Genomic DNA, 25,808 nt, shown 5'->3' with positions numbered 1-25,808 from the left:
CCTCAGGAACGGAACGAGAGGTCGGCGATCATCGGGCGGTGGTCACTGGCGGCGTCGGCGACCGGGACCTCGGCGGGTACTTCGGCGCGTCTGACGGTCAGGCCCCTGCCGACGGTGACGAAGTCGATCCGCTTGCTCGCGGCGACCGCCGGATAGGTGTTCGGCCCGCCAACGTTTTCCGCGGCAGCCGTCCATGAGTCTGTCAGCCGCGTCCAGAGCCCGGCGAGCTCCGGCGCGGCGGCGTCGGCGTTGAAGTCACCCACGAGAATCTGCAGATCCTGCCGCCGGTCCTGGGCGAGGATCTTGACGGTGTCGGCGACCTGCATCGTCCGTACGGTCGGATCGCCGCGGTAGTCCAGATGGGTGGAGTAGACGTGCACCCGGCGCCCGCGGACATCGACCTCGACCTCGAGGAACCCCGGCGCCGGAGCGGGTACCGGGTCCGGGTCCTGCGTCGACAGCCGCGTGATCGGGTGGTTCTCCGTCCGCACCAACGGGAAGCGGGACAGCACGCCCACCCCGTACTGACGCCGCGGCTGACCGGCGGCCGGCGGGTCGAGGTCGTAGATCGGCGCGAACGCCGGGTACATTCCGAGCTTTCCGGCCAGTTCCGCGATCGTGTCCAGCCACTGGCTGCGGTCGCCCCAGTGCACGTCGACTTCCTGCAGTCCGACGATGTCCGCGTCCAGGGCCTTGATCGCTCGCGCGGTCCGGTCGAGCTCGAAAACGTTGTCCGCGCCGGCTCCGGCGTGAATGTTGTACGAGGCAACTGTCAGCCGGGTCACCCGCGGATCGAACGAGAGCCCGTGGCCGAACGGGTGCAGGACCGGTGCCGGGTCCGGGCTGTTCGGGTCCGGCTTCGCGGGGATCTCCACCGGCAGCTTGCCCGTCGGCGCGATCTCGCCGTACAGCACCTTGGCGAGTGCTTCCATCGACACCACGGTGCTTCCGTACGTGACCAGCGTGGTCGCCGGGGCGTCGAAGTACGCGACGTCGTACGGGTCGCGGACCGGGACGACGATCACCGGGCGGCCGGACGCAAGCAGGCCGTTGACGAGCTTCTGCTGCTTGGCCAGTTTGTCGGTGACCTCGGTGTCCCAGGCCTTGTTGGTCAGCACGATGGTCAGGTCCGCAGCAGCCGAGGCGGCCAGGGCGTCGGCGATCTTCGCGTCGGTCGGCGTGCTGCCGGTGTCCTTCACGGTGGTCGTCGCGCCGCGCTTCTGCAGGGCGGTCGCCAGGTTGGTGGGGCTGTACCCGGTGACCACGATCTTGCGCGGCGCGGGGGAGAGCGGGAGCAGATCGGCGTCGTTGCGCAGAAGCGTCGTACTGCGGTCCGCGATGCGCTGGGCCTCGGCGTAGTTGGCCGGCGTCCCCACGACCTTGGCGATGCGGGACAGGTCGACGTACGGACGGTCGACGAGACCGCCCTCGTGCTTGAGCGCGAGGATGCGCGTGACGCTCTCGTCGATGCGGGCCTCGGAGATGCGACCGCTCCGGACGGCGTCGAGGACCGAGTTGTACGCCAGCCCCGGATCGACCGGCATCAGCAGCTGGTCGACGCCCGCCTCGATCGCCCGGAGCGGGATCTCCGCGTCGCCGTACTTGTCCCGGACGCCCTTCATCCCCAGCGAGTCGGTGATCACCACGCCGTCGAACCGCAGCTGCTCCCGCAGGATCCCGGTCAGGATCGGCCGGCTCAACGTCGCCGGATCGCCCGACGGGTCGAGGGACTTCACCACGATGTGCGCGGTCATGATCGACTTGATGCCGGCCCGGATCGCGGCCTGGAACGGCGGCAGATCGATCTCGGTCCACTCCTCGCGGGTGTGGTGGATCTCCGGGATCCCGACGTGGCTGTCGGTCTCGGTGTCGCCGTGGCCCGGGAAGTGTTTCGCGGTCGACACGATCCGGCCGTCGCGCTGGTAACCCTTGACCTGGGCAGCGACGATCTCCGCGGCGAGCGCCGGGTCGGAGGAGGCCGAGCGGACGCCGATCACCGGGTTGAGCGGGTTCACGTTGACGTCGGCGTCCGGGGCGAAGTCGGTGGTGATCCCGAGGGCCTTCAGCTCACGCCCGGCGATCGCGCCCGCCGCGCGCGCGAACCCGGCCGAGCGGGTCGCGCCGAGCGCCATACCGCCGGGGAACTGGGTCGCGGGCGGTCCGACCCGGACCACCGAGCCGTACTCCTGGTCGGTGCTGATCTGCAGCGGGATGCCGGTGTTCGTCAGCGACGCCTTTTGCAGGCCGTTCGACAGACCGGCGATCTGCTGCGGGTCCTTCGTCGAGTCGGTCCACGTGAAGTAGATGACGCCGCCGAGGTTGAACTTGGCGACCACCTCGGCCGGCGTCGCCACGCCGTACAGGCTGGTGTTGCGGGCGTCGGCGGTGTCAGCCGCCGGGCCGTACGCATACAAGACGAACAGCTGGCCGACCTTCTGCTCCAGCGTCATCCGGCGCAGGGTGTCGCGAACCCAGCGATCGGTGTGCGCGCTCGCGGTCGTGGTGGCGGCGACCGTCGACCCGGCGACGGTAGCCGCCGCGAGTCCGAGGGTCTGGCGTCGGGTCAGTTCCATCGGTGTCACCAACTCAGTCCAGGCGGGCAGGGGCGAACGCCAAAGTAATTGAATTACAGATACTCCCCCGCGACGCGAAAGTTACCCACGCACACACGCCGGGTCAAGAGTAGGTGACACCCCGACGCCAACCGGCGCCGCCACCGCGAGCACAGCACCCGGCAACGACAGGTGCGTCACCACCAAGCCAGGCTCCACCTCGCCACCCCCCAGCGGCATCTCGCGCCGAAGCCCCGCCCCCCGCAACCCAACCCCCAGCGCCTTACCAACGGCTTCCTTAGCCGTCCACAACTGAAGAAATGCGACCAACTCATCGTCCTGCTGCCGCATCCACTCCAACTCCCGCACACCAAACCACCGCTCAGCCAGCCCCGTGACCTCCCGCCCCCGAATCTCCTCGAGATCAACCCCCACCGGCCCGCCGTACGCCGCAGCAACCGCAACCAACCGCCCCGAGTAAGCCACACTCACCGCCAACCCCGCGATCTCCGGCCGCCCCGCCTCGTCGTGACTCAACCGAGGCCGACCGACCAGCGTCCCCGCAAGCTCAAGCAGCAGCCCATGGGCCGCCTCTCTCGGCTCACCCCCAGCCGCCGCCACCCACACGTAAACAGAACCTCCCACCAACCGAACGTATCGCGCTGACGCTCCTCGCCGGCCGGCGTTACAGATTTTCGGGTATTTGCAGGAAGCTGCAGATTGCTGACTGCGCACGGTCACCTGGTGCTACGGTCTGTTCCGGCGCTGGCGGGGTCGGGGGACCCCAGGCTTCTGTTGCAGGTCGTCCACGCCCCAGGGGGATCCATCATGGCCGTGTCCAGGCTGTCTTCTCGTGCTGCCCGCCGCCGGGTTCGCGTTGCGAAATCGGTGGCGGTTCTTGCTGCCTTGGCAGTTCCGTTGACGGGTATCGGCCCGGCGTTGCCCGAGGCCGTGGCTGCGGGTTCGCCGCCGCCTGTGCCGCCCGCGGCGATGTCGGGTAAGGGCGAGGCGAAGGCTCCCGCGCAGCGTGTCGGTGCTGGGAAGCTGCCGGCGCCGCTTGCGGCGGGGCAGAACAAGGTCGAGCCGCCGACGGTACGGGACATGTTCCCGGTGACTGCGGCCAAGCCGGTGAACGCCGCGGCTGAGCAGCCTGCGCCGAAGCCTGTGCAGGCGTTGCCGTCGAAGCAGGCGGCGGTGAAGGGGTTCGACAAGCAGACGAGTCGCGAGTTGCCGGAGAAGCGGGACCGGTTCACGCAGACGTTCGTCAACACCGACGGCACGGAGACGAGTGTGGTGTCGCCGGCGCCGTTGAACTTCGAGAAGCCTGATGGTTCGTGGGCGGAGATCAACGCGAATCTGCAGCCGCGAGACGGTGGCGGCTGGGAGACGATCTCGACGGAGGTCTATTCCTGGATCGCGGGGCAGGCGAACGCGGATCCGGTGGCGGGGATCGAGTTGGGGGATGGTCACACCGTCGGCTGGGGTGGGTCCGGCGCGGGTGCGGTCGCTGGGCAGATGGCGGGCAGCAAGGTGCTCTTCCCGGAGCTGATGCCGGGTACCGATCTTGAACTGGAGTCGCAGCCGCGGGGCATCAAGGAGACGATCGTCCTCAAGTCGGCGGCGGCGCCCCGCTCGTTCGTGTTCCCGCTGAGTCTGAGCGACAACCTGACGGCGTCTCTGGTGGGTCGCGAGGTCGTGCTGAGTGATGAGCACGGGACTGAGCGGGCGCGGATTCCGGCCGGTGTGATGGAGGACTCGAACACGGTCGAGGTGCGCGCGACCTCGAGTGCGGTGTCGTACGAGCTGGTCACGGTCGATGGTCGTCAGGCGTTGAAGGTCACCGCCGACAGCGCATGGTTGGACGATCGGGCGCGGGTGTTCCCGGTGCGGATCGATCCGACGGTGATTCCGACGGACCGGGTGACGCCGAACTACGCGGTCAGTGCGGGCGTGAACGGTTCGGTCAGCGGTGCGAGCGACTTGCAGATCGGGTGCCGTCCGGCGGCAGGTACGACGAACTGTTCGTCGGCGTCCGGGTGGAACGCGTACACGTCGTTGCTGTCGTTCCCGAGCCTGGTGGATGCGTTCCGGTACGACACGATCGTCGCTGCGCAGTTGGAGGTGTTCAACTACCAGGCGGATACGTGTTCGTCGCGTCGGGTGGATGTGTACGGCGCGATGGAGGGTTGGCAGTCCACGCCGCTGCCGAGCTTGAAGTATCCGGGGCCGGCGACGACGCCGTCGGTGATTGCGTCGAGCAGTTTCTCGCGTGGCTACGTGTCGAACACGACCGGTACGACGGCGTGCCAGCCGACGTACGACTACATCCCGTTCAACGCGGCTGGTGTGTCGTGGCTGCAGAGCCTGGTGGATGGTCAGCGGTCGAACTTCGGGTTCGCGATGTTCGCGAACCAGCGCACGGATCGGTACTCGTGGAAGAAGTTCGCGGGCATCACCACCGCGAACCCGCCGAAGCTCGCAGTGACGCATTCGCCGTACCACGCGGCGTACGCGTTCCGGGCGCAGAAGCCGGAGGACTACGTCACGCAGGACAAGGCCGGCAAGTTCCCGATGACGATCACGAACCTGGGTGGATTCACGTGGCAGCCGGGCGACGACTACATGAGCTACCGGATCTACAAGGACGGGAAGCTGCAGAACTGGGCGGTGCTGTCCACTCCGGTGACGGCGGCGGTGCCGCATGGCGGCAAGATCAATCTGGATGTTGCGGTCGCTGCGTTGCCGGGTTCGGCCGCCGGGATCGACTATCAGCTCGAGTTCTCGATGGTGCACCGAGATACGACGGTCCATCGGTGGTACACCGATTGGGGCGTCGTACCGGGGGCGCGGCTGATCACGATCCAGAACGTGCCGCCGGTGGTGGATCCGTCGCAGGTGTGGCCGTTGAACGGGGCGCAGGCGTACACGTTGACGCCGCAGGTGTGGGCGTCAGGGATCGACCCGGATGCGCCGGAGAGCACGCTGAAGTACAGCTTCCGGGTGTGTGAGGTCGTTGACGACGACCCGCTGGTGGGGTGCTTCTTCAGCGGGGACTACACGCCGTCGAAGACCTGGGTGGTGCCTGCCGGGAAGCTGGCGTGGAACCGCGAGTACCAGTGGCAGATCTATGTGCAGGACAACGACGGACAGCACACGATCGGCGAGCCGATCACGTTGTTCACCGACGTGCCGCAGCCTTCGATCACCGGCCACATCGCGAACAACGACGGCAAGTCTCAGGACAAGCCGTACGACCCGGCGGTCGGCAACTACACGGCATCGGCGCTGGAAGCTGTGATCCCGGTGGCGGGACCGGAGCTGAACGTTTCGCGGACGTACAACAGCCTGGATCCGCGGCGCGACGGCATGTTCGGCGCGGGCTGGTCGAGCCGCTACGACATGCGGGTGGAGGCCGAGGCCGGCGTGTACGCGCTGGTGACTTATCCGGATGGTCGTCAGGTGCGGTTCGGCGCGAACGCTGATGGGTCGTACGCCGCTCCTCGCGGTACGAAATCGACCCTCACGGGGGTCTCCGCGCTCGGACCGTGGACCCTCCAGATCGTGCCTGGCACGAAGTACGAATTCACGCGCGGGGCGGGGAAGCTGAGCAAGATCTACAGCACCCAGGGCAAGCCGGTCGCGCTGGCCTATCGCACGGACGGGACACTGGAGTCCGCGGCGAGCCTGGACGGCGCAGGCCGGAAGCTGACGTTCACGTGGACTGCGGACCAGAAGCACGTCGCGTCGGTCAGCACGCAGCCGGTGAACGGCGCCGCGCTGACATGGACGTACGAGTACTCCGGTGATGTGCTGACGAGGACGTGTGACGCGGAGCAGAAGTGCACGACGTACGGCGCGGCGCAGGGCTCGCACTACCGCAGTGCGGTGATGGACAGCCGGCCTGACGGCTACTTCCGGTTCTCCGACGACGGCACCGACACCGGCGCCACGAACGAAGCCGCCATGTCGTGGCGCGACGGCTTCGGCACGTATACCAACGTTCAGTTCAACCAGGCCAGCCCGCTGACCGGTGTGGGCGACGCGGACAAGTCGGTGTCGTTCACCGGCAACTCCTGGGTTTCCTTGCCGGACGGTATGGCGACACGGAGCCGCGACGAAGCGGTCGAGTTGTGGTTCAAGACGAGCGGCGCAGTGAGCCAGCCGTTGCTGGGATATCAGAAGCAGCGGCTGGGTAGCGCGACGACCGGTGGTATGCCGGTGCTGTACGTCGGTGCTGACGGCAAACTTCGTGGACAGTTCTGGCACGGCACCGCGGAGCCGATGACGTCCGCTGGTGCAGTGAACGACAACCAGTGGCATCACGTCGTGCTGAGTTCGATGGGGACACGGCAGTCGCTGTACCTGGACGGCGTCGCGATCGGGACGATCACTCAGAGCGTGGTCGACCACGAGCAGTTCGCGGTGAACGAGATCGGTGCGTCTGTCGCGGCGGCGCCGAGCGCGTGGCCGTCGTACGGGACTCAAACAGTGCGGTACTTCACCGGCCAGATCGACGAGGTCGCGCTGTACTCGCACCCGCTCACGACCCGGGACGTGGCGGCGCACTGGCAGCAGGGCCGCAACGCGGCCGATCAACTGTCCTCGATCACGTCTGCGGGTGGTCGCACGACCGCCGAGATCGAGTACAACCCGGCCAGCGACCGGGTCCAGAGGTACGTCGACGAGAACGGTGGAGCCTGGACCGTCGGCACCCCGGAGCTCCGCAACGGCTCGACCAGCCAGGCCGCCAAGTCCCGCGTGGTTCACGTGACGGGCCCGAACAACAGCGACTACGTCTACGAGTACGACCTGCTCGGCGGCTGGCTGCGGCGTACCGGCCGGCCGCTCGGCGAGGACACAAGCCAGCCCCCGACAGCGGGCACCACGCAGCATTGGCCTGATACCGGGTACGCGATTCGCAGCTACACCCATGACAAGACCGGCCAGCTCACCAAGGTCACCAGTGAGATGGGTGGCGAGGTCAGCATGACCTACGACGATCGCGGCAACGTGACGTCGACGAAGACCTGTCGTGGCGCGGGCGGGACCGATTGCCATACGGCGTACACGACCTACCACGGCGACGATGCTTGGCCGGCGCTTGATCCGCGGTGGGACAAGCTGGCCACCTCGCGCGATGGGCGGTCGGCCAGCGCGACCGACGACACGTACAAGCGGTACTCGAACCTGACGACATATGGTGACGTGGCCTCCGATGTGAGCCCGGACGGCGGCGTCAAGCTCTACACGTACACCGATGGTGTGCAGCTCGGTCCGGATGGGAAGGCGATGCCGCCGGGTTTGCTGAAGACCGAGTCGGTGAAGGTGAATGCGTCGACGACGGCGGTGACGCAGTTCCTGTACGACCAGTACGGCGAGCTCGTCCAGACGACCGCACCATCGGGGCTGGTCACGAAGTACACCTACGACGAGGTCGGCCGGAAGAAGACCGAGACACAGGTCTCCGACACGTACCCGAGCGGTGTGGTCACGACGTACGACTACGACAAGATGTCGCGGGTCACGGCGATCACGGGTCCGGTGACGACGGACGCGGTGACGGGGGAGCAGCACCAGCAGAAGGCCGAGATCGAGTACGACGCCGACGGCAACGTGGTGAGGACTACGTCGAGGGACTTGAAGACGTCGGACGAGCCGCGGGTCACGACGTTGACCTATGACGACCGCAACCGGCTGGCGTCGACGGTGGATGCCGATGGCAAGCTGTCGCAGCAGGGGTACGACGATGCGGGGAACCGGACGTGGTCGGAGGACGCGAACGGGAACCGGTTCGAGTACAAGTATTCCGATCTGAACACGCCGACCGAGGTCTGGGACATGAACCTCCCGGCCGACCCGAACAACCCGCCGGTCGACGGGCCGCGGGAGGGGATCGACTACGCGGTCCGGTCGAAGACGCAGTACGACCTGGCGGGACGCAAGCGGGCCGAGGTCGACGCGATGGGCCGGCTGGTGACCTACGACTACAACCTCGACGACACACTCAAGACCAAGAAGCTCGAGGGATTCCACGACCCCGACGGGTCGACGCGGCCGTACATGCTCGAGCAGAACACGTATGACGGCGCGGGGAACCGGACCACGGCGCTTACGGATAACGGCAAGTCGACGACGACGTACGTGATCGATGCCGCGGGGCGGGTCTCGTCGCAGACACTCGATCCGGCGGGTCTGCAGCGCAAGACGACTTATGTCCATGACTTGGCCGGCAATGTGACTCGCACGGAGAACACCGGTAACTGGTCGAATGCCACGCTGGCTGGGCCGACGACGGTGACCGAGGCGACCAGTTATGTGTTTGATGTGGCCGGGCGGAGGGTGTCGCAGACGGTCGAGAACACCTCGGGTGCGATGACGACGTCGTGGACGTACGACCAGCGGGGGCTGGCGACGTCGATGACGACGCCGCGCGGTAACGCGAGTGGTGCGGTGAAGGCGGACTTCACTTCGACGTATGTGAACGACGAACTCGGGCGGCTGATCAAGACGGTCGCGCCGAAGGTGAAGGCCGAACAGGACGGCGGCGCGGCGGCGGACGTGCAGCCGACTGCGATGGTCGGGTATAGCGCGTTCGGGCAGGCGACTTCGTCGAAGGACGCGCTCGGGAACGTGGTGAAGTCGACGTTCGACAAGCTCGGCCGCACTGTCGAGGTGACTGCTCCGTCGTACACCCCACCGGGTGGTACGGCGGTGACGCCGAAGACCAGCTTCAGCTATGACGTGGTCGGGAACCTGCTGCAGCAGGTCGACGAGCGCGGGAACGCGACCCGGTTCACCTACGATCACCTCAACCGGCAGATCGAGGTCGACGCGCCTGGGAAGACCAACGACGAGCGGGCGATCACCAAGATCACCTACACCCCGAACGGGGACGTCGAGTCGACCACCGACCCGCTGGGCGCAGTGAAGAAGTACACCTACGACGACCTCGACCGGGTCGTCACCTCCACCGATGTGGAGCGGAAGCCGACCGCGGCGAACTTCGTCACCCGGCTGGCCTACGACGACCTGGACAACGTCATCAGTGCCCAGTCGCCGTCGGGTGCGGTCGCGCTGAGCAGCTACGACTCGCTCGGGCAGCTCACCAAGTCCACCGACCCGAACAACGTGGTCACCCAGCTGGGGTACGACTATGCCGGGCGGCAGGTGGTCTCCACCGACGCGATGAGTCGCAGCAGCGTTGCGACGTACGACAAGGCCGGACAACTGGTCGCGTCGAAGACCCTGAACGCATCCAACGTCGCGCTCGGGACCACAGTGCTCGGGTACGACCTGGACGGCAACCTGGTCTCGTCGACACCCGCGTCCGGGAACCGTGCGTCGACGTACACCTACGACGCTGTTGGGCGGTTGACCTCGCAGGTGGATCCGGTGTCGGCGACCGAGCAGGTCGGCGTCTCCTACGGGTACGACGCCGCAGGTAACCGGACCCGCTACACCGACGGCCGCGGCAACTCGACGACCTACACCGTCAACACCCTCGGGCTACCCGAGAAGGTCATCGAACCGTCCACCACGGCGCATCCCGCACTGACCGACCGCACCTGGACCGCGTCCTATGACGCTGCTGGCAACGCGGTCTCGTTGCTGTCCCCGGGCGGGGTGCAGCGGACGCGAATCTTCGACGCGGCTGGGCGGCTCGAGACCGAGACCGGAGCGAACGCGGAGGCGCCGACCGCAGCGCGCAACCTGACCTACGACCTGGCCGGGCGGCTCGCGACGTCGAGTGCGCTCGACGGCGTCAACACCTACACCTACAACGACCGAGGCATGCTCCTGCGCGCCGACGGACCCTCCGGCACCTCGACGCAGGGCTACGACCCCGACGGTCAGCTCACGCAACGCATCGACGCCGCCGGAACCGCCGACTTCACCTACGTGAACGGTCGTCCGGCAACCGCCACCGATCCGGTCACCCGGGTTCTGCAGACGCTCGGCTACAACGCCGCCGGGCAGTTGGCCACGATCGACTACGGCTCTTCGCGGATCCGCACCATCGGGTACGACGCCTACGGCCGGATGAACTCCGACGTACTCAAAGCCGGGACAACGTCGATCTCCTCGATCACGTACGGGTACGACGCCGATAACAACATCACCTCGAAGAACACCACCGGCGTCGCCGGCGCCGGGAACAACACCTACGCCTACGACCAGCTCGGCCGGCTCACGTCCTGGACGAAGGGAACTACCACCACCGCGTACGGGTGGGACGCGAACTCCAACCGGATCAAGGCGGGCACGGCGCTGGCGTCGTACGACGAACGCAACCGGCTCCTGAACGACGGCACCTCGACCTACACCTATTCACCCCGTGGCGCGTTGCTGACGCAGACCACCGGCACGACGAATGAGGCGTTCAGTTTCGACGCGTTCGACCGGATGATCACCCGCTCCGACCGCGACTTCACCTACGACGCCCTCGACCGCCCCGTCCAGGCGGGCACCGCTCGGATGCGCTACGACGGCTTCAGCGACGAGGTCGTCTCCGACGGCACCCAATTCTTCGGCCGCGGAGCGTCCGACGGACTGCTGTCCGTCGGCTACGACACCACCAAACGCCTCGTCCTGGCCGACCGCCACGGCGACGTCATCGCAGGCTTCGACCCCGCCGACACCACGCTCGGCACCGGTCTGCCCGACACCCGAACCTACGACCCCTTCGGCAACTCCACCAACGCCACCGGCCTCAAATACCGCATCGGCTACCAAGGCGACTGGACCGACCCCCGCTCCGGCGACATCAACCAAGGAGCCCGCTGGTACAACCCATCAACCGGAACCTTCAACACCCGAGACACGGTGTCGTACAACGCCGGCACGGCCAGCTCGACGCTCAACCTGTATGCCTACGCAGGCGGCAACCCACTCACGTTCAACGACCCCGACGGTCACCTGTACGACGATCCCGGCGGCTCCGACAGCCACTGCTACCACGATCCGAAAAAGCCGATCAGTGGCCCGGAGATCTATCCGCAGTACGGCCTCACCTGTGATCCGTACGATGACAAGCCGGACTGCAAGAAGACTAATTCCTGCAATCCATGTAAACCGACAACCCGAACCTGTGAAACGGGAGACGGTGACGGAGACGGCGGATGCAAGAAGGGCTGCGACGGCGACGGAGACCCCGGCGACGGCGACGGCACGTGCAAACGGAACTGTGAGCCGAAATGCAAGTCGGCCAGCTGCAAACAGAAGCCCCCGCCGAGGTGCGATGCCCAGTGCCAGCTGAAGAAGAAGGTCAAGAAGGAACGCGAAGACCTCGAGCAGGACGCCAAGACAATCAGTCAGCCGCCGCCTGGTGACCCTGTCTGCGCGAACGGCAACCCGGCCCTCTGCCCAGGCGACCCCACAACACCGGCCACCGTCGTCACCTCCGAAGGCGACCTGACCGACGAAACCGCCGACTGGTCCAACCAGCAATATCAAACGGCCCTCGACACCGCCGGATCCGTCATCTCCAACGTCGCATCCACCGGCAACTACAACTGGTTTAACGGTATCGAGATTTGTGAGTCCGCCGACTGCGGCGGTGGAGAACCTGGCCCTCCGCAAGTCGGAGGCGTTGCCGGTCGCGGCACTATCGAGACCGGGAGGGGCGGACGCAGCGGGCGGGCGCCGGCCGAGGCCGTCGAAGCGCCGTGCGGCTGCACCCCTGGGACGTCAGTGGTTCCAGAATCTGCGCCTGGACTCCAATTCTTCAATGGTGGCGCCCGCCCCTGGCGTGTCGGTGACCCGGTCTACAATCCGACGCAAGCAGGGAACTCTCCGTCCTGGACCACCGTTCGCGGACGCTATTGGAAGAACGAGGCGGCGAAGCCTGGAGCGGACCAGCGATGGAGCAAGGACAACCTCGACCGCATGCAACGGGGCTCGGCTCCCCGGCGTTTCAACGCCGACAAGGGGGGAAAGGAATCGATGGAATTGAGCCATGAACCTGTACCATACCGAGACGGTGGGACAAATTTTGTGCCCCGGTGGCCACAGGATCATGCTGCCATTGACCCATTCAGGTTCCCAGGATATTAAGGTGATGCAGTGACGTTAGGTGACCGGTTCCTACGATCGGACGGGCGTCCGATCGACGTGGATGGCAATACGGCTCACATGTCGTATGAATGGGCTGTTCCACCAGACATCCAGCGGGTAGACATTGCGGTCGTTCGTGCCTCGACTACCGTGCGCCACGGCATCAGTTTGTCAGCTCGCGGTGTGGACCTGCGGATCAATGGCCGCCTACTGTCGAAAGCAATCGTATGGATCGACAGCGCTCCTTCGCCATTCGCCGTAGAAATTGTTCCACAGCGCCGGACCGCCAAAGCTGCGAACCTCGAGGGGAATGTCAGAATTTGGAATAGCTGGGATGATGGTACCGGCGTCACGCACGCCTGGATTGGGAATGCAGGGATTCTGATCGATCCGCAACCGGATGGCATTGTTCGACTACATTGTAGTGACGGCGTCGGCGGAGTGGATTTCGAATCATTAGTGCTGGATATCAAAGCGATATGACTGTGTTCCACAGAATGTAGAGTCGTGAGCTCAGCAAGAGTCTGGTGATGGGCTGCAGTCATCGGCGGTGAGGATCACGTTCGCTGATGGTTGCGGAGCCGTCGGTAGTGCTCGGGGAACTGGGTGGGACGGTGCGCCGCGTCCCGCATTTGGCATCGCTATCGCCAGCCGGGACCACAGAGCTGTGATCGCCCCACGCATCGCGGATTCTGGATCGCTGGTTCGTCAGCTCGTGTTGGGGCTTGGTCAGGCGCTTCGTGACTCGCGACAGCATCACACGAGCGGACCACCTGTGGCGCCTCGACTCCAGGATGATGGACGGCCAGCACCGACTGAAGGACCTCGGCTGGACGAGCACGGAGTACTCGCGGTCCTGCTCCTCTCACAGCGCCGCTAGCTACCGGAGATCCTATCCGCAGGCAGGCGCTCCAGAGACGCGACCGGACAGTGGATAGACGTGCGTCGGGCACCCTGATCGTGCCGAGAAAGAACGCCGGTGCCGGCATCTCACCAGTCCCATCGGTCGCACTCGGCGCGGACTGCGCGTCATCGACGCGTGATTGGAGGCTACTAACACGCAGACGGCGTCTTGGCGAACAAGCTGTCGTCAACCTCAGCTACCTCGCGTCATGGTGGTCGAATCTGACGTGGCCACAGAAACGTTGGCTGCGGCATCCGTTGAGTCCATGGTCTAGGACAGTCGTCCTGGCTAAGGGATCCAGGATTGGGCGGAGGCGCCAGATGAATGAGGACGTGTCGAAGCGTGACGACCCTCGCACGCGGGTTGTTGAGCTCGTCATTCGGGCTGAGGCGATTGTTGAGCGGCTTGAGATGGCTGCTGCCGAATCAAGGCGGGCACGGCGCTGGCGTCGTACGACGAACGCAACCGGCTCCTGAACGACGGCATCTCGACCTACACCTATTCACCCCGTGGCGCGTTGCTGACGCAGACCACCGGTACGACGACGGAGGCGTTCAGTTTCGACGCGTTCGACCGGATGATCACCCGCTCGGACCGCGACTTCACCTACGACGCCCTGGACCGCCCCGTCCAGGCCGGGACCGCCCGGATGCGCTACGACGGCTTCAGCGACGAAGTTGTCTCCGACGGCACCCAGTTCTTCGGCCGCTCCGCCTCCGACGGGCTGCTGTCCGTCGGCTACGACACCACCAAACGCCTCGTCCTGGCCGACCGCCACGGCGACGTCATCGCAGGCTTCGACCCCGCCGACACCACGCTCGGCACCGGTCTGCCCGACACCCGAACCTACGACCCCTTCGGCAACTCCACCAACGCCACCGGCCTCAAATACCGCATCGGCTACCAAGGCGACTGGACCGACCCCCGCTCCGGCGACATCAACCAAGGAGCCCGCTGGTACAACCCATCAACCGGAACCTTCAACACCCGAGACACGGTGTCGTACAACGCCGGCACGGCCAGCTCGACGCTCAACCTGTATGCCTACGCGGGCGGCAACCCACTCACGTTCAACGACCCCGACGGTCACAAGTACGACGAGCCCGCCGACCCGTACACAGAGTGCCAGAAGGTCCGCGTCCCGCCAGATGGGTACCGCTGGGTCTGCCCGCCCGACAAGCCGGCTCCAGTCAAGCCGGTGAAGCCAGTCAAGCCGGTCAAGCCGGTCAAGCCGACCGATGGAGGCGATGACGACGGCGGCGACGATGACGGGGGCGGCGATGGCGACTGTAAGAAGAATTGCGACCCGCCGTGCAAGTCGCAGCGCTGCCAGCCCAAGCCGCCGCCTCCGGAGATCTGTGACGCCGTCTGCAAGAAGCGAAAGGAAGCAGAGGAAAAACGCAAGGACATCGAGCAGGACGCCAAAACCGTCCAGCACGAGCCGCCCGGCGACCCCGTCTGCGCCAACGGCAACCCAGCCCTCTGCCCAAGCGACCCCACAACACCGGCCACCGTCGTCACCTCCGGAGGCGACCTAACCGACGAAACCGTCGACTGGTCCAACCAGCAATACCAAAACGCCCTCGACGAGTATGGCTCCGTCATCTCCAACGTCGCCTCCACTGGCAGCTACAACTGGTTCAGCGCGGTTCCGACCAGCTACTACCCGGAGGAAGGCGGCGGCCCGGGGATGGGCGGAGCCGTCGCCGGGGGCGTCGGCGTAATAGTCGGCACAGGAGCAACTGTTCCGCTCTGGGTAAAGATCGCCATGGGTGGACTGTTGAGCACAGCTTGGCTCCTGTCCCACGACCAGACCGGTGGAGGATCCTCAAGCGGAGATAACTCAGGTGCCGCAGCGCAGCCACCGAGTGGATGTGAACCGGGGGAGTCGGACAACTGTGTCAATCTGTACAAGGCGCCAAGCAAGGGAATGACTGACAAACTGATCAGGGATGGGTTCGACCCGGCAGACTTCCCTGGCTCGGGCAACGGTTACCCGGATGGACGCGCCTACTTCGGCGTACGCGAACAGGGTAAGGACATCGCCTTCGACTACGCGTCTCGTGGCGGCTATGATCTGACCGTGATCCGAGTCCGCATACCGCGCGCAGATTTTGATAAATACTTCAGCAAGTATGTGGAGAATTATGACGGCTTGGAGGGTGGTCAAATAGCAATCCCGAAGGAAGAGTTCGGGCGGTTGAATATGTATCCCAGATCTCTGACTGGACGCTGATGACCCCAACCAATGATGGATCGAGATTGCCTGAGCATGAACGCTCCCTGATGGGGAGCATCGTGGAGGGCCGCGTACTCGCTGTCTTCCGGTGGGGCGTAATCGTAGATCTCGGCCTGTCGCATGTCGGTTTGATCGATGCGCTATACATTGATGACGGTGATATGTATGTGGTCGGTGGCGTGGCGCGTGGCTATTTGACTGAATTCAACCCGGGTATGGAGAAGTTCTGGATTCGCCCTCTCGGGAAAACTCCAATTAAGGAGCGCTACGGCCGTGGTGGTCAGTGTGATTGAGGGTTCTGTGCGTCTGGCGGTTAGTTAGTAGTTCCGCAGTAGTTCGTGATCTGACTCGGTAGGAGTAATGTCGGACGCATCAGCATTCGAAGTGGAGTTCCCGAAATATCTCGACGGGTACGAATTTGAAACGGAGTCCAAGGGGTATCTTTTCGACGTGATAGTGCGCAGCGGCACTCGCCAGTGGAGCGTGACAGTGTATGACGTTGCCCGCCTCCATCAGGAGGTATCTGACGAAGTACAGGCCTCCGGAGGCTTCGCGTTGTCGAACCTTCTCGTGGTCGATCGGGTGACGCGATCGACTATATTCGATGCGTTATCCGAATTGGCGAATTCGGATTTTGTGGAGTTCTCTCAGGTGGAGATTTGAGTCCGTCGGGCGTATTCGCTGGGTGTCGAAATATCTGCGCCTGTTCACCGCGACGTCCGCCACGCTGCCGCGGAGTTCGGCAGTTGCGCACGGTGGAATATTCGGTGGCGAGGCCAGAACTGTAGAATGCATTTAATGACGGTCCGGTGAAGAAGGTCACGCATGCGTTGACGATGAACGGTCGGGTTCATGGGGAGGTCAAGGATCCGGATCTGTTGCCCCGGGAGGTGATTGAGCAGCGGCTTGGGCTCCTCGACGGCGTGGATCGCTACTCGCTGAGCCTCTGGAGGCTTCCTGTAGGCGTCCCGTTCGATCGTGTCGATCTTGCGGTGTGGCCGCAGGAGTACGTCCAGGTGGCTGGCTCGGCGGATCGCATGACTGTGGAGGTTCGTCGACCAGGGGATCCAGGGGAGCGACAGTACGTCGTGGGGCGGGCGGTGCCTGACAACTCGGGGCCGGCGGGTGAGGTCGTCATTCGCTGGAATGGCTGTGAGTCGCGTGTGTACTCGTATGAGGTGTTCTCGGCGGCGGAGGCTGCTGAGGTGTTCGTGCGGTACTACGAGACCGGCCAGGTTCCGGATACCTTCCGCCTCCGGGCGCTCCCTCTCTGACGATCAGGAAGGTCTTGTCGACAAAGACACAGTGAAACTGGTCCTCTCAGCAACTGTGGAACTGGATCTGTAGGGCGTACCGGTACCGCTTTAGCTTCTAGGTATGACCACCGCGTGCGAGATCCCCACCATCACTGCCGACCGACTCCTGAGCAGCCAGCTTTTGCGAGTGCTGGTGATGGTTTTCGGGTCGGGCCTGAGCATGTACTTGTTGACTTCGGTGGTGCCGTTGTACTTGGCGGCCAACGGGGCGGGGGGTGTGGGGGCGGGGCTTTCTACTGCGGCGATGATGTTTGCTGCGGTGGGGGTTGAGTTGGTGGTGCCGCGGATGTTGGTGCGGTGGGGGTACCAGGTGGTGCTCGGGGTTGGGCTTGTGTTGTTGGGGGCGCCTTCGTTGGTGTTGTTGGCTTCGGCTTCGTTGCCGGTGGTGCTCGGCGTGTGCATCGTGCGGGGTGCGGGGCTGGCGATTCTGGTGGTGGGGGCGGTTGCGTTGGTGGCTGAGATCACGCCGGCGGCGCGGCGGGGTGAGGCGCTGGGGGTGTACGGCGTGGCGGTTGGGGTGCCTGCGGTGATCGGGCTGCCGTTGGGGGTTTACCTGATCGACGTGATCGGGTTCGGTGCGCTGTTCGTGCTGGCGGCGGTCGCTTCGCTCGCCGGGCTGGTCATGTTGATCGGGCTGCCGGCGCGGATCGCGGTGGAAGAGCAGCACGTCAAGGTGCTGGGCGGCGTACGGCGGAGCCGGTTGTTGATGCCGACTCTCGTGTTCGCGGCGGTGACTGTTGCGGCCGGGATCAGCGTGACGTTTCTACCGCTGGCTGTTGCGGGGGACCGGCAGGCGATTGTTGCGACAGCTCTTCTGGTGCAGGCGATTGCGGCTCCGGCGGCGCGTTGGCTGGCCGGGCGGTACGCCGATCGTGTGGGGCCGGCGAAGTTGCTCGCGCCCGCGCTCGCGCTCGCGGCTGTTGGTGCCGGGTCGCTCATCTTCCTGCCGAGTGCCGTCGCGATCCTGATCGGTTCCGTGTGCTTCGGCGCTGGGTTTGGCGCGGCGCAGAATCTCACGCTGGCGCTGATGTACAACCGCGTCGACCGCTCCCGGTTCGGGCAGGTCAGCGCGCTCTGGAACCTTGCGTACGACGGCGGTTGGGGACTCGGCGCGCTGGCCTTCGGTGCGATCGTCGGCGGAACCGGCTACCCGGTGGCGTTCGCCCTGACCGCCGCGGTCGTCGCGCTGGCCGTCGTACCTGCGGTCAGAGCTTCCGTAGCCTGACCCAGCGGACGGCGTGGTCGGCGCCCTTGCGGAGGACGAGGGTGGCGCGGGATCGGGTCGGGAGGATGTTCTCGCGCAGGTTCGGACCGTTGATGCCGTCCCACAGCGACTCGGCCTTCTTGATCGCTTCCTCGCGGCTCAGCTCGCCGTACCGGACGAAGTACGACTCGGGGTTGCGGAACGCCGTTTCCCAGAGTTTGAGGAAGCGGGCAACGTACCAGGAGCGGACGTCGTCGGCGGCCGCGTCGACGTACACCGAGAAGTCGAAGAAGTCGCTGACCGCGAGGCCGCTCTTCCCGTCCGCGTGCCGAGGCGCCGGCTGCAGGACGTTCAGCCCCTCGAGCAGCAGGATGTCGGGCTGCTCGACCGTCGTTCGTACGCCCTCCATGCGGTCGTAGTGCAGGTGCGAGTAGACCGGCGCCTCGACCGTGTCGATCCCGGATTTCACCTCGACCACGAACCGCAGCAGGGCCTTGCGGTCGTACGACTCCGGGAAGCCCTTGCGCTGCATCAGGTTGCGGCGCTCGAGTTCGGCGTTCGGCCAGAGGAACCCGTCGGTGGTGACGAGCGCGACCCGCGGGTGCTCGGGCCAGCGGGCCAGTAGTTCGCGCAGCAGTCGCGCGGTGGTGGACTTGCCGACGGCAACCGATCCGCCGATCCCGATCACGAACGGGGTCCGGGTCTCGGCCGGTTTGCCGAGGAAACTCTCGGTGTCGGCGTGCAGCGCGCGGGCGTGCCGGACGTAGAGCGAGAGGATCCGCGACAGCGGCAGGTACACCTCGCGGACCTCGTCCATGTCGATCTCGTCCCCGAGACCGCGCAACCGCTCGACCTCGTCCGCCGTCAGCGGGGAGACGGTCGTCTCGGCCAGTTGCGCCCAGGTGGCCCGGTCGAGCTCGGTGTAGGGAGTCACCTCCCGCGACGGCTGCAGCATGTGGCCCATTCTTCCCATCGGCGCCGGATGCACCCACATCGGGACAGCGTGGCCTTGGTCTCAGAGCGTCCCCAAGGTGTCCCAGAGTGTCTCAGCTACGGTACGGTCTCGAAACTTTCGGTCACGGCTCGGTGACCGTCTGGTGTGTCAGCATCGATTCTCGATGACCGACTCCGCCTGGTTGGGTACGCAGCGCCTGCCTGAGGTCACGGTGCACGCGTCCGGGGTGCTCGCGCAGACGATCCGCGCGGAAATCCGGCAGACACGCCGTTTCCGCACCGATGTCCAGATCGCCGTCTGCACGCTGACCCGGGTCCGCGAGACGGCTCTCTGGCAGGAGGTCGAGGCCGCCGTACCCGAGCACGGGCTGGGCGTCGAGGGGTTCGTGGTGGTGCGACGAGGCAACGATCTGGTCGTCGCGGCCGAGGGCGGGCACGGGCTGCTGTACGGGTACTTCTACGTGCTGCGGTACTTCGAGTGGATGAGCGGCGACTTCACCGTCGTCGAGCAGCCCGCCGTACCGATCCGGATGCTGGACCACTGGGACGAGCTGTCCGGTGCGGTACGGCGCGGATACTCGGGCGAATCGCTCTTTTTCCGTGACGGCGCGGTGGTGCCCGACCTCAGCCGGGTCCGGGCGTACGCGCGGCTGCTGGCGTCGATCGGGATCAACGCCGTCGCGCTCGCCACCGCGGAACTGCCCGATGTGGCGCGGTTGGCCGGCGTTTTCCGCGAGTACGGGATCGCCGTCAGTCTCGCGGTCGACTTCATCGACGACCCCAGCGACGAACGGGTCGCGCGCTGGTGGACCGCCACGATCGCCCGCGTGTACGACGTCGTACCGGATCTCGGCGGGCTCGTGGTGCGGTCCGCGCGGGACCCCGAGGGCGCGAACCTGCTGGCCCGGGCGGTGGCGCCGTACGGCGGAACCGTTTTCTGGCGATGTTCCGGCGCGGAACCCGAACAGGACTGGCGGGACCGGCGGGCGGATCGGGCGCGGGCGGCGTACGACGCGTTCATCCCGCTGGATGGGCGGTTCGAGGAAAACGTTGTCTTGCAGGTCAAACACGGACCGCTCGACTTCCAGGTTCGGGAGCCGGTCTCGCCGCTGCTCGGGGAATTCCAGGAAACCGTTTTCGGTGTCGAGTTGCAGGTCACGCAGGAGTACTCCGGCCAGCAGCAGGATCTCTGCTACCTGGGGCCGTGGTGGCGGGAGATCCTGCAGTTCGACACGACCGGCGGCGGTGGCGTGACCGTTGCCGACCGCATCGGTGCGATCGTTGCCGTGTCCAACGTCGGCGACGACGTGAACTGGACCGGGCACAAGCTTGCGCAGAGCAACCTCTATGCGTTCGGGCGGCTGGCGTGGGACCCGGCCGCGGATCCGGTCAGCCTGCTGCACGAGTGGGCGGCCGCGACGTTCGCGATGGACGACCGGACCCGGGGCGAGCTGGTGACCATCCTGTCCGGGTCGTGGCAGACGTACGAGCGGTACACCGCACCGCTCGGGGTCGGGTTCATGGTCACGCCGGGGACGCATTACGGGCCGAGTGTGAACGGCTACGAGTACTCGGGCGCCGGGAGGTACCACTTCGCGGATCGGTACGGCGTGGGCGTGGACAGGACGGTGAAGACGGGCTCGGGGTTCACCGGGCAGTACCCGGAACCGCTCGCGAGTCTGTACGAGGACGTGTACACCTGCCCCGACGAGTTGCTGCTGTTTTTCCACCACGTGCCTTACGACCACGTGCTGCAGAGCGGGAGCACTGTGCTGCAACACATCTACGACACGCACTTCCAGGGGTACGCCGAGGTGGAAGCGATGGTCGCGCGCTGGCAGGTGATCGCCGAGCGCTTCGAGCCGGCCATCCGCGAGAACATCACCGCCCGCTTCGAGACCCAGTTGGCGAACGCCCGCGAATGGCGCGACCAGGTCAACACGTTCTTCTACCGACTCTCCGGCTTACCGGACACCCACGGCCGCACGATCCATAGGTAGGCTGGTTCGAAAGTTTCGGATCGGGAGGCGTCGTGGCCGAGCGGCCGACCATTGCGAAAATTGCGGAGCAGGCCGGGGTGTCGGTGCCGACCGTCTCCAAGGTGCTGAACGGGCGCGCGGACGTGGCGGCGGCCACCCGGGCGCGGATCGAGAGCCTGATCCAGGAGCACGGCTACCGGCGGCGCAGCTCGAGTACGGCGGCCGGGCCGATGATCGACCTGGTGTTCAACCAGCTCGGCGGCGAGTGGGCGATGGAGCTGATCCGCGGCGTCGAGGAGGTCGTCCGCGCCGAGGGCGTCGAACTGGTGCTGTCCGAGTGCGGCGGCGCGCTCCGGCCGCGGCAGGAGTGGATCGAGTCGGTGCTGAACCGGCGGCCGCTCGGCGTGATCATGGTGTTCTCCGACCTGGACGCCGACCAGCGCGCGCAGCTGGAGGCGCGGCGGATCCCGTTCGTGGTCGTCGATCCGGTCGGCGACGTCGGGGACGACGTACCGTCGATCGGCTCCGCCAACTGGAACGGCGGCCGGCTGGCGACGACCCACCTGCGGACGCTCGGTCACACCCGGATCGGGATGATCGGTGGTCCGATCGAGACGCTGTGCTCGCGGCAACGTGTCGACGGGTACACCGATGCGCTGCGCTCGACCGGTGCCGAGGTCGATCCGACGCTGATCCGATGGGCCGATTTCGAGGTCGCCGGTGCCCATCGCGAGGCGCTCGTTCTGCTCCGCGCCGCCGACCGGCCCACCGCGATCTTCGCCGGGAGTGACATGCAGGCGTTGGGCGTCTATCAGGCCGCCCGCGAACTCGGGCTCGAGGTTCCGCGGGACCTGTCGGTGGTCGGGTACGACGATCTGCCCGTCGCGCAATGGGTGACTCCGACGCTCACCACGGTGCACCAGCCCCTGCACCAGATGGCCGAGCTCGCGACCCGCGTCGTACTCGACCTCTCCCGCGGCCGCACCCCCACCGCCCTCCGCCTGGACCTGGCCGTCGACCTGCGGATCCGCCAGTCCACGGCGCCCCGCTAGGGTGGCTGCATGATCGTCGGCGTGGGTATCGATGTGGTCGACGTGGATCGGTTCATGCGGACGCTGGAACGTACGCCGGGGTTGCGGGATCGGGTGTTCACTCCCGTGGAGGCGGTGAAGCCGCCGGCGTCGCTGGCGGCACGGTTCGCGGCCAAGGAGGCGCTCGCGAAGGCGCTCGGGGCGCCCGCGGGGATGCACTGGCACGACGCCGAGGTGCAGACCGACGAGACCGGGCGGCCGTGGCTGGAGATCACCGGCACCGTCGCGGCGCAGGCGGCGAAACTTGGCGTCCAGAGCCTGCATCTGTCGTTGAGCCACGACGCCGGGATCGCCTCCGCCGTGGTCGTCCTGGAGGGTTGAGCATGCGGCACGCGCATACCGTCGAGCAGGTTCGGGCAGCCGAGGCAGAGCTGATGGCGAAGCTGCCCGAGGGCACGCTCATGCAGCGTGCGGCGACCGGGCTGGCGGTTGCCATCAGCAACTTCCTTGGCGGTACGTACGGCGCTCGCGTCGTGCTGCTGATCGGTTCCGGGGACAACGGCGGCGACGCCCTGTACGCCGGCGCGAACTTGGCGCGGCGCGGCGCTCAGGTCACCGCAGTGCTGCTGTCGGACAGGGCGCACGCGGGCGGGCTCGACGCGTTGAAGGTCGCGGGCGGACGGGTCGGATCGACCGACGACATCCCGAGCACCGACGTCGTGGTGGACGGGATTGTGGGGATCGGCGGGCGGCCGGGGCTCCGGGCCGAGGCGCTTGCGGCGGTGCGGGTTGCCGAGCGGTACGGCGTACCGATCGTGGCTGTTGATACGCCGTCCGGTGTCGACGTGGACACCGGCGCGACGCCCGAGCCGCATGTGAACGCCGCGCTCACCGTCACGTTCGGCACGCACAAGATCTGCCACTTCGTCGACCCCGCCGCCACCGCCTGCGGCCCGGTCCATCTCGTGGACATCGGCCTCGACCTCCCATCCGCGGAAGTGCAGGTGCTCCAAGCCGCGGACATCAGAGCGCTCTATCCCGTCCCGCACGGTGAGTCCGACAAGTACTCGCGCGGCGTACTCGGCCTGATGGTCGGGTCCACCCAGTACCCAGGCGCCGCGGTGATCGCCACCGCCGGCGCTCTTGCGGGCCCGGTCGGAATGGTCCGGTACGTCGGCCCGGATGCGGTGGCGAACGCCGTCCGCGAGGCCCACCCGGAGGTCGTCGGCGACGGGCGGGTGCAGGCGTGGGCCATCGGCTCCGGACTCGGCGACGAGCTCGACATCCCGCGGATCCGCGAACTGCTCGACGCCGACGAACCCGTCGTCCTGGACGCGGACGGTCTGAAGGCGCTCGACGACTCCGGCGACCATGTCGACGTACTGATCACCCCGCATGCCGGCGAGCTCTCGCGCCTGCTCGGCGTCGACCGCGCGACCGTCGAGGGCGAACGGCTCAAGTACGCGCGGCTCGCGGCCGAGACGTTCGACGTCACGGTCCTGCTCAAAGGCGCTACGACCGTGATCGCCAGTCCGGACGGTGAGGTTCGGATCAACACGAACGCCACCCCCTGGCTGGCGACGGCCGGCGCCGGCGACGTCCTCGCCGGCCTCTGCGGCGCCCTCCTCGCCGGCGGCCTGACGCCCCTCGACGCAGCCAGCGCCGGCGCCTACCTCCACGCCGCCGCAGCCAACCTAGCCTCCGCCGGCGGCCCCACCACGGCCATCACCGTCGCCCAATCCCTCCCCGAGGCCACCCGCCGCCTCCTGAGCTGAACCGACCAGGACGCGCGGTAAGCGGTTGCGCGGCTCGTGGGGCCGCCTCGGCCGCTCACAGGCGATCCAGTCGATGGGGATCGGCCGGACCATCGACGTACCGGTCGTCGTCCACAACTGGTCCGCCAAGCAGCAGACCGGCGCGGTCTCGCTCGACCTCCCGCCGAACTTCACCGTCGACGCCAACGCGAAGCCGTACGACCTCGCACCCGGCGCGGACGCGACCGTGACGTTCAAGCTGACCAACACCGACACGACCTTGCCCGCCCAGCAGAACATCAGGATTCCGATCCGGACCGCGACCGGAAGCGAAACGCTGACGCTCACTCTCGTCCCGACATCAGCCATCCCGCAGACCACGCAGGCGCCGGTCGTGGACGGCAAGGCCGACCCGGGTGAGTACCCGGGCCCGACGCTCGACCTAGGCCGGATCTGGCAGGGCGCGAGCGCCTGCACCGGCGTCGACGACTGCGGCGTTTCGTCAACAGGGGAAGGGAATACGGCCAAGGTCAGCTGGTCCGATGACGCGCTGTACTTCTTCATCCACGCCCGCGACGACTACCAGTCGTACGCCGTGACGCCGGAGGTTCACGCCCTGCGCGATCACCGACGGCGCGACGCCGCCATGGTCACCGAACATGAGCGGTCACCTGGTGAAGCAGGCCACGCAGCAGGTCACCCGCGGCGTGCAGCACTGGACGATCCCGTTGACCGCAACCCAACGGCAGCAGCTGAAGGACCGCGGTCACCTGCTCATCTCCTACGAGACAACCAAGAACGAGGTGCAGGCGTTCGACCTCAGCGTGGCCCGGTGAAGTCCAGTCCGCCACCGGAGGAACGCAGCTGGAGCGTCGAGCCGTCGATCGTGTAGGTCAGCTCGCCCTTCAAGCCCTTCAGGACAAGGGATTCCATCGCTGCCGCGTCGCCGGCGCACGCCCGGCGGGTGGTGGCCAGTTCGCCGAAAGTGAGCTTGCCGGTGTCGCGCGCGACCGTGCCCTGGAACTCGTTGCAGCCGGTCGACCCGGTGACGCGTTCGCCGTTCAGCGTCATCCAGACCTTCTCGAAACCGGCCTGGTGCGACGCGGCCTCGCCGGTGACGACCGTTGTCAGCTGCCACTTCGTACCGTCGAGGGCGAGGTCAGGCTGCGCGGTCTCCTTGTCGAGCAACGAGATCGTCGTGCTCTCGGTGCTGAGGACGAGCTTGTCGCCGTCCAGCTTCCAGGCCGGCTTCGTCGAGAGGACGCTCGCAATCCAGGTGTCCTGCTCTTGTGCAGCGCCCATGCAGCCGATCAGCGTCGACGTGATCTCCTTGCCGAGGCTCAGCCGCCCGTCGGACGTGGACACCGTTGTCTCCGACGTGTTGCAGCCGGCGTTCCAGGACATCCGGCCGTTGGTGGTGAACTGCAGCCGGACCTGGCTCTTCGCGGCGAGCGGTCGCGGCTTCCCGTTCTCGGTCACCTCGGTGGACAGGAACGTTCGTCCGGTCAGCGACGCCTCGGGGCCGGACCGGGTCACGGACTCGTTGCCGCACGCGGTGAGAGCTAGCAGAACCGTCGCGGCGAGTGCGATCATTCGTTTGTTCACACACTTGTTCACACTCTGAGGACGCTGACGGGGGAGTCCGCGTTGCACGTGAAGGCTTCGTTAATTCAGGACCCGGGGTTGACACCTCTTGATCACGGTTCGATAACGTCAAGGCCGCGTACGCGAGAGCAATTCTCTGGGGACCCAACCAACCAGTTGGTCATCCGGTAGCACTGGGGCAACACCGGGCGGCCTGTCAGCCAAAGACAGGAATGTT

At 66.4% G+C, this 25,808-nt stretch carries 16 protein-coding genes; 12 read left to right on the top strand and 4 right to left on the bottom strand.

The window, feature by feature from the left end; translation table 11 throughout:
- Positions 1–2: 2 nt before the first annotated feature.
- Entirely contained in the window at positions 3–2,573 is a 2,571-nt protein-coding gene (locus tag E0H50_RS09645; RefSeq protein WP_238150868.1) for a glycoside hydrolase family 3 N-terminal domain-containing protein, read from the bottom strand.
- Positions 2,574–2,654: 81 nt separating this feature from the next.
- Positions 2,655–2,987 (bottom strand): 4'-phosphopantetheinyl transferase family protein, encoded by a 333-nt coding sequence (locus E0H50_RS44470; protein ID WP_420323242.1) that lies wholly within the window; start codon positions 2,985–2,987, stop codon positions 2,655–2,657.
- A 483-nt stretch (positions 2,988–3,470) separates the two neighbouring features.
- On the opposite strand from E0H50_RS44470, the gene E0H50_RS09635 reads away from it, so the two are divergent.
- The 7 genes from E0H50_RS09635 to E0H50_RS09605 all read left to right on the top strand — a co-directional run bounded on the left by E0H50_RS09635 (position 3,471) and on the right by E0H50_RS09605 (position 18,289).
- Positions 3,471–12,605, top strand: coding sequence for a LamG-like jellyroll fold domain-containing protein (locus E0H50_RS09635; RefSeq protein ID WP_131286285.1), 9,135 nt, complete (start codon positions 3,471–3,473; stop codon positions 12,603–12,605).
- A 9-nt stretch (positions 12,606–12,614) separates the two neighbouring features.
- Positions 12,615–13,088, top strand: coding sequence for a hypothetical protein (locus E0H50_RS09630; protein ID WP_131286284.1), 474 nt, complete (start codon positions 12,615–12,617; stop codon positions 13,086–13,088).
- Positions 13,089–14,026: 938 nt separating this feature from the next.
- Positions 14,027–15,745 (top strand): RHS repeat-associated core domain-containing protein, encoded by a 1,719-nt coding sequence (locus tag E0H50_RS09625; protein WP_131286283.1) that lies wholly within the window; start codon positions 14,027–14,029, stop codon positions 15,743–15,745.
- A 26-nt stretch (positions 15,746–15,771) separates the two neighbouring features.
- The gene (locus tag E0H50_RS09620; protein WP_131286282.1) at positions 15,772–16,041 is read left to right on the top strand and encodes a S1 domain-containing protein; all 270 of its coding nucleotides are present in this window, start codon (positions 15,772–15,774) and stop codon (positions 16,039–16,041) included.
- 67 nt (positions 16,042–16,108) lie between these two features.
- Positions 16,109–16,411 (top strand): hypothetical protein, encoded by a 303-nt coding sequence (locus E0H50_RS09615; protein WP_131286281.1) that lies wholly within the window; start codon positions 16,109–16,111, stop codon positions 16,409–16,411.
- Positions 16,412–16,557: 146 nt separating this feature from the next.
- Positions 16,558–17,022, top strand: coding sequence for a hypothetical protein (locus E0H50_RS09610; RefSeq protein ID WP_131286280.1), 465 nt, complete (start codon positions 16,558–16,560; stop codon positions 17,020–17,022).
- 103 nt (positions 17,023–17,125) lie between these two features.
- A complete protein-coding gene (locus E0H50_RS09605; protein ID WP_131286279.1) occupies positions 17,126–18,289 on the top strand; it encodes an MFS transporter in 1,164 nt (387 codons plus the stop codon).
- On the opposite strand, the gene coaA is transcribed toward E0H50_RS09605, so the two are convergent.
- Entirely contained in the window at positions 18,270–19,223 is a 954-nt protein-coding gene (coaA, locus tag E0H50_RS09600; RefSeq protein ID WP_165547049.1) for a type I pantothenate kinase, read from the bottom strand. The two genes, E0H50_RS09605 and coaA, sit on opposite strands and share 20 nt — an antisense overlap.
- Positions 19,224–19,386: 163 nt before the next feature.
- Here coaA and E0H50_RS09595 point away from each other — a divergent pair, with 163 nt between their 5' ends.
- Genes E0H50_RS09595 through E0H50_RS43405 form a run of 5 tightly spaced genes read left to right on the top strand, consistent with a single transcriptional unit; the run spans position 19,387 to position 24,878 of the window.
- The gene (locus tag E0H50_RS09595) at positions 19,387–21,222 is read left to right on the top strand and encodes an alpha-glucuronidase (RefSeq protein ID WP_131286278.1); all 1,836 of its coding nucleotides are present in this window, start codon (positions 19,387–19,389) and stop codon (positions 21,220–21,222) included.
- 32 nt (positions 21,223–21,254) lie between these two features.
- Positions 21,255–22,253, top strand: coding sequence for a LacI family DNA-binding transcriptional regulator (locus E0H50_RS09590; protein ID WP_131286277.1), 999 nt, complete (start codon positions 21,255–21,257; stop codon positions 22,251–22,253).
- 9 nt (positions 22,254–22,262) lie between these two features.
- A complete protein-coding gene (locus E0H50_RS09585) occupies positions 22,263–22,613 on the top strand; it encodes a holo-ACP synthase (RefSeq protein ID WP_131286276.1) in 351 nt (116 codons plus the stop codon).
- A gap of 2 nt (positions 22,614–22,615) precedes the next feature.
- The gene (locus tag E0H50_RS09580) at positions 22,616–24,007 is read left to right on the top strand and encodes an NAD(P)H-hydrate dehydratase (RefSeq protein WP_131286275.1); all 1,392 of its coding nucleotides are present in this window, start codon (positions 22,616–22,618) and stop codon (positions 24,005–24,007) included.
- Between the two features lie 25 nt (positions 24,008–24,032).
- Positions 24,033–24,878 carry a DOMON domain-containing protein gene (locus E0H50_RS43405; protein WP_202868079.1) on the top strand — a complete coding sequence of 282 codons (846 nt, stop codon included), beginning with the start codon at positions 24,033–24,035 and terminating at the stop codon, positions 24,876–24,878.
- Here E0H50_RS43405 and E0H50_RS09570 read toward each other — a convergent pair.
- The gene (locus E0H50_RS09570) at positions 24,806–25,591 is read right to left on the bottom strand and encodes an META domain-containing protein (protein WP_238150867.1); all 786 of its coding nucleotides are present in this window, start codon (positions 25,589–25,591) and stop codon (positions 24,806–24,808) included. The genes E0H50_RS43405 and E0H50_RS09570 overlap by 73 nt on opposite strands.
- Positions 25,592–25,808 lie beyond the last annotated feature (217 nt).

The organism is Kribbella sindirgiensis (assembly GCF_004331435.1).
GTDB lineage: Bacteria > Actinomycetota > Actinomycetes > Propionibacteriales > Kribbellaceae > Kribbella > Kribbella sindirgiensis.
This window is presented reverse-complemented; position numbering and strand designations above follow the sequence as displayed.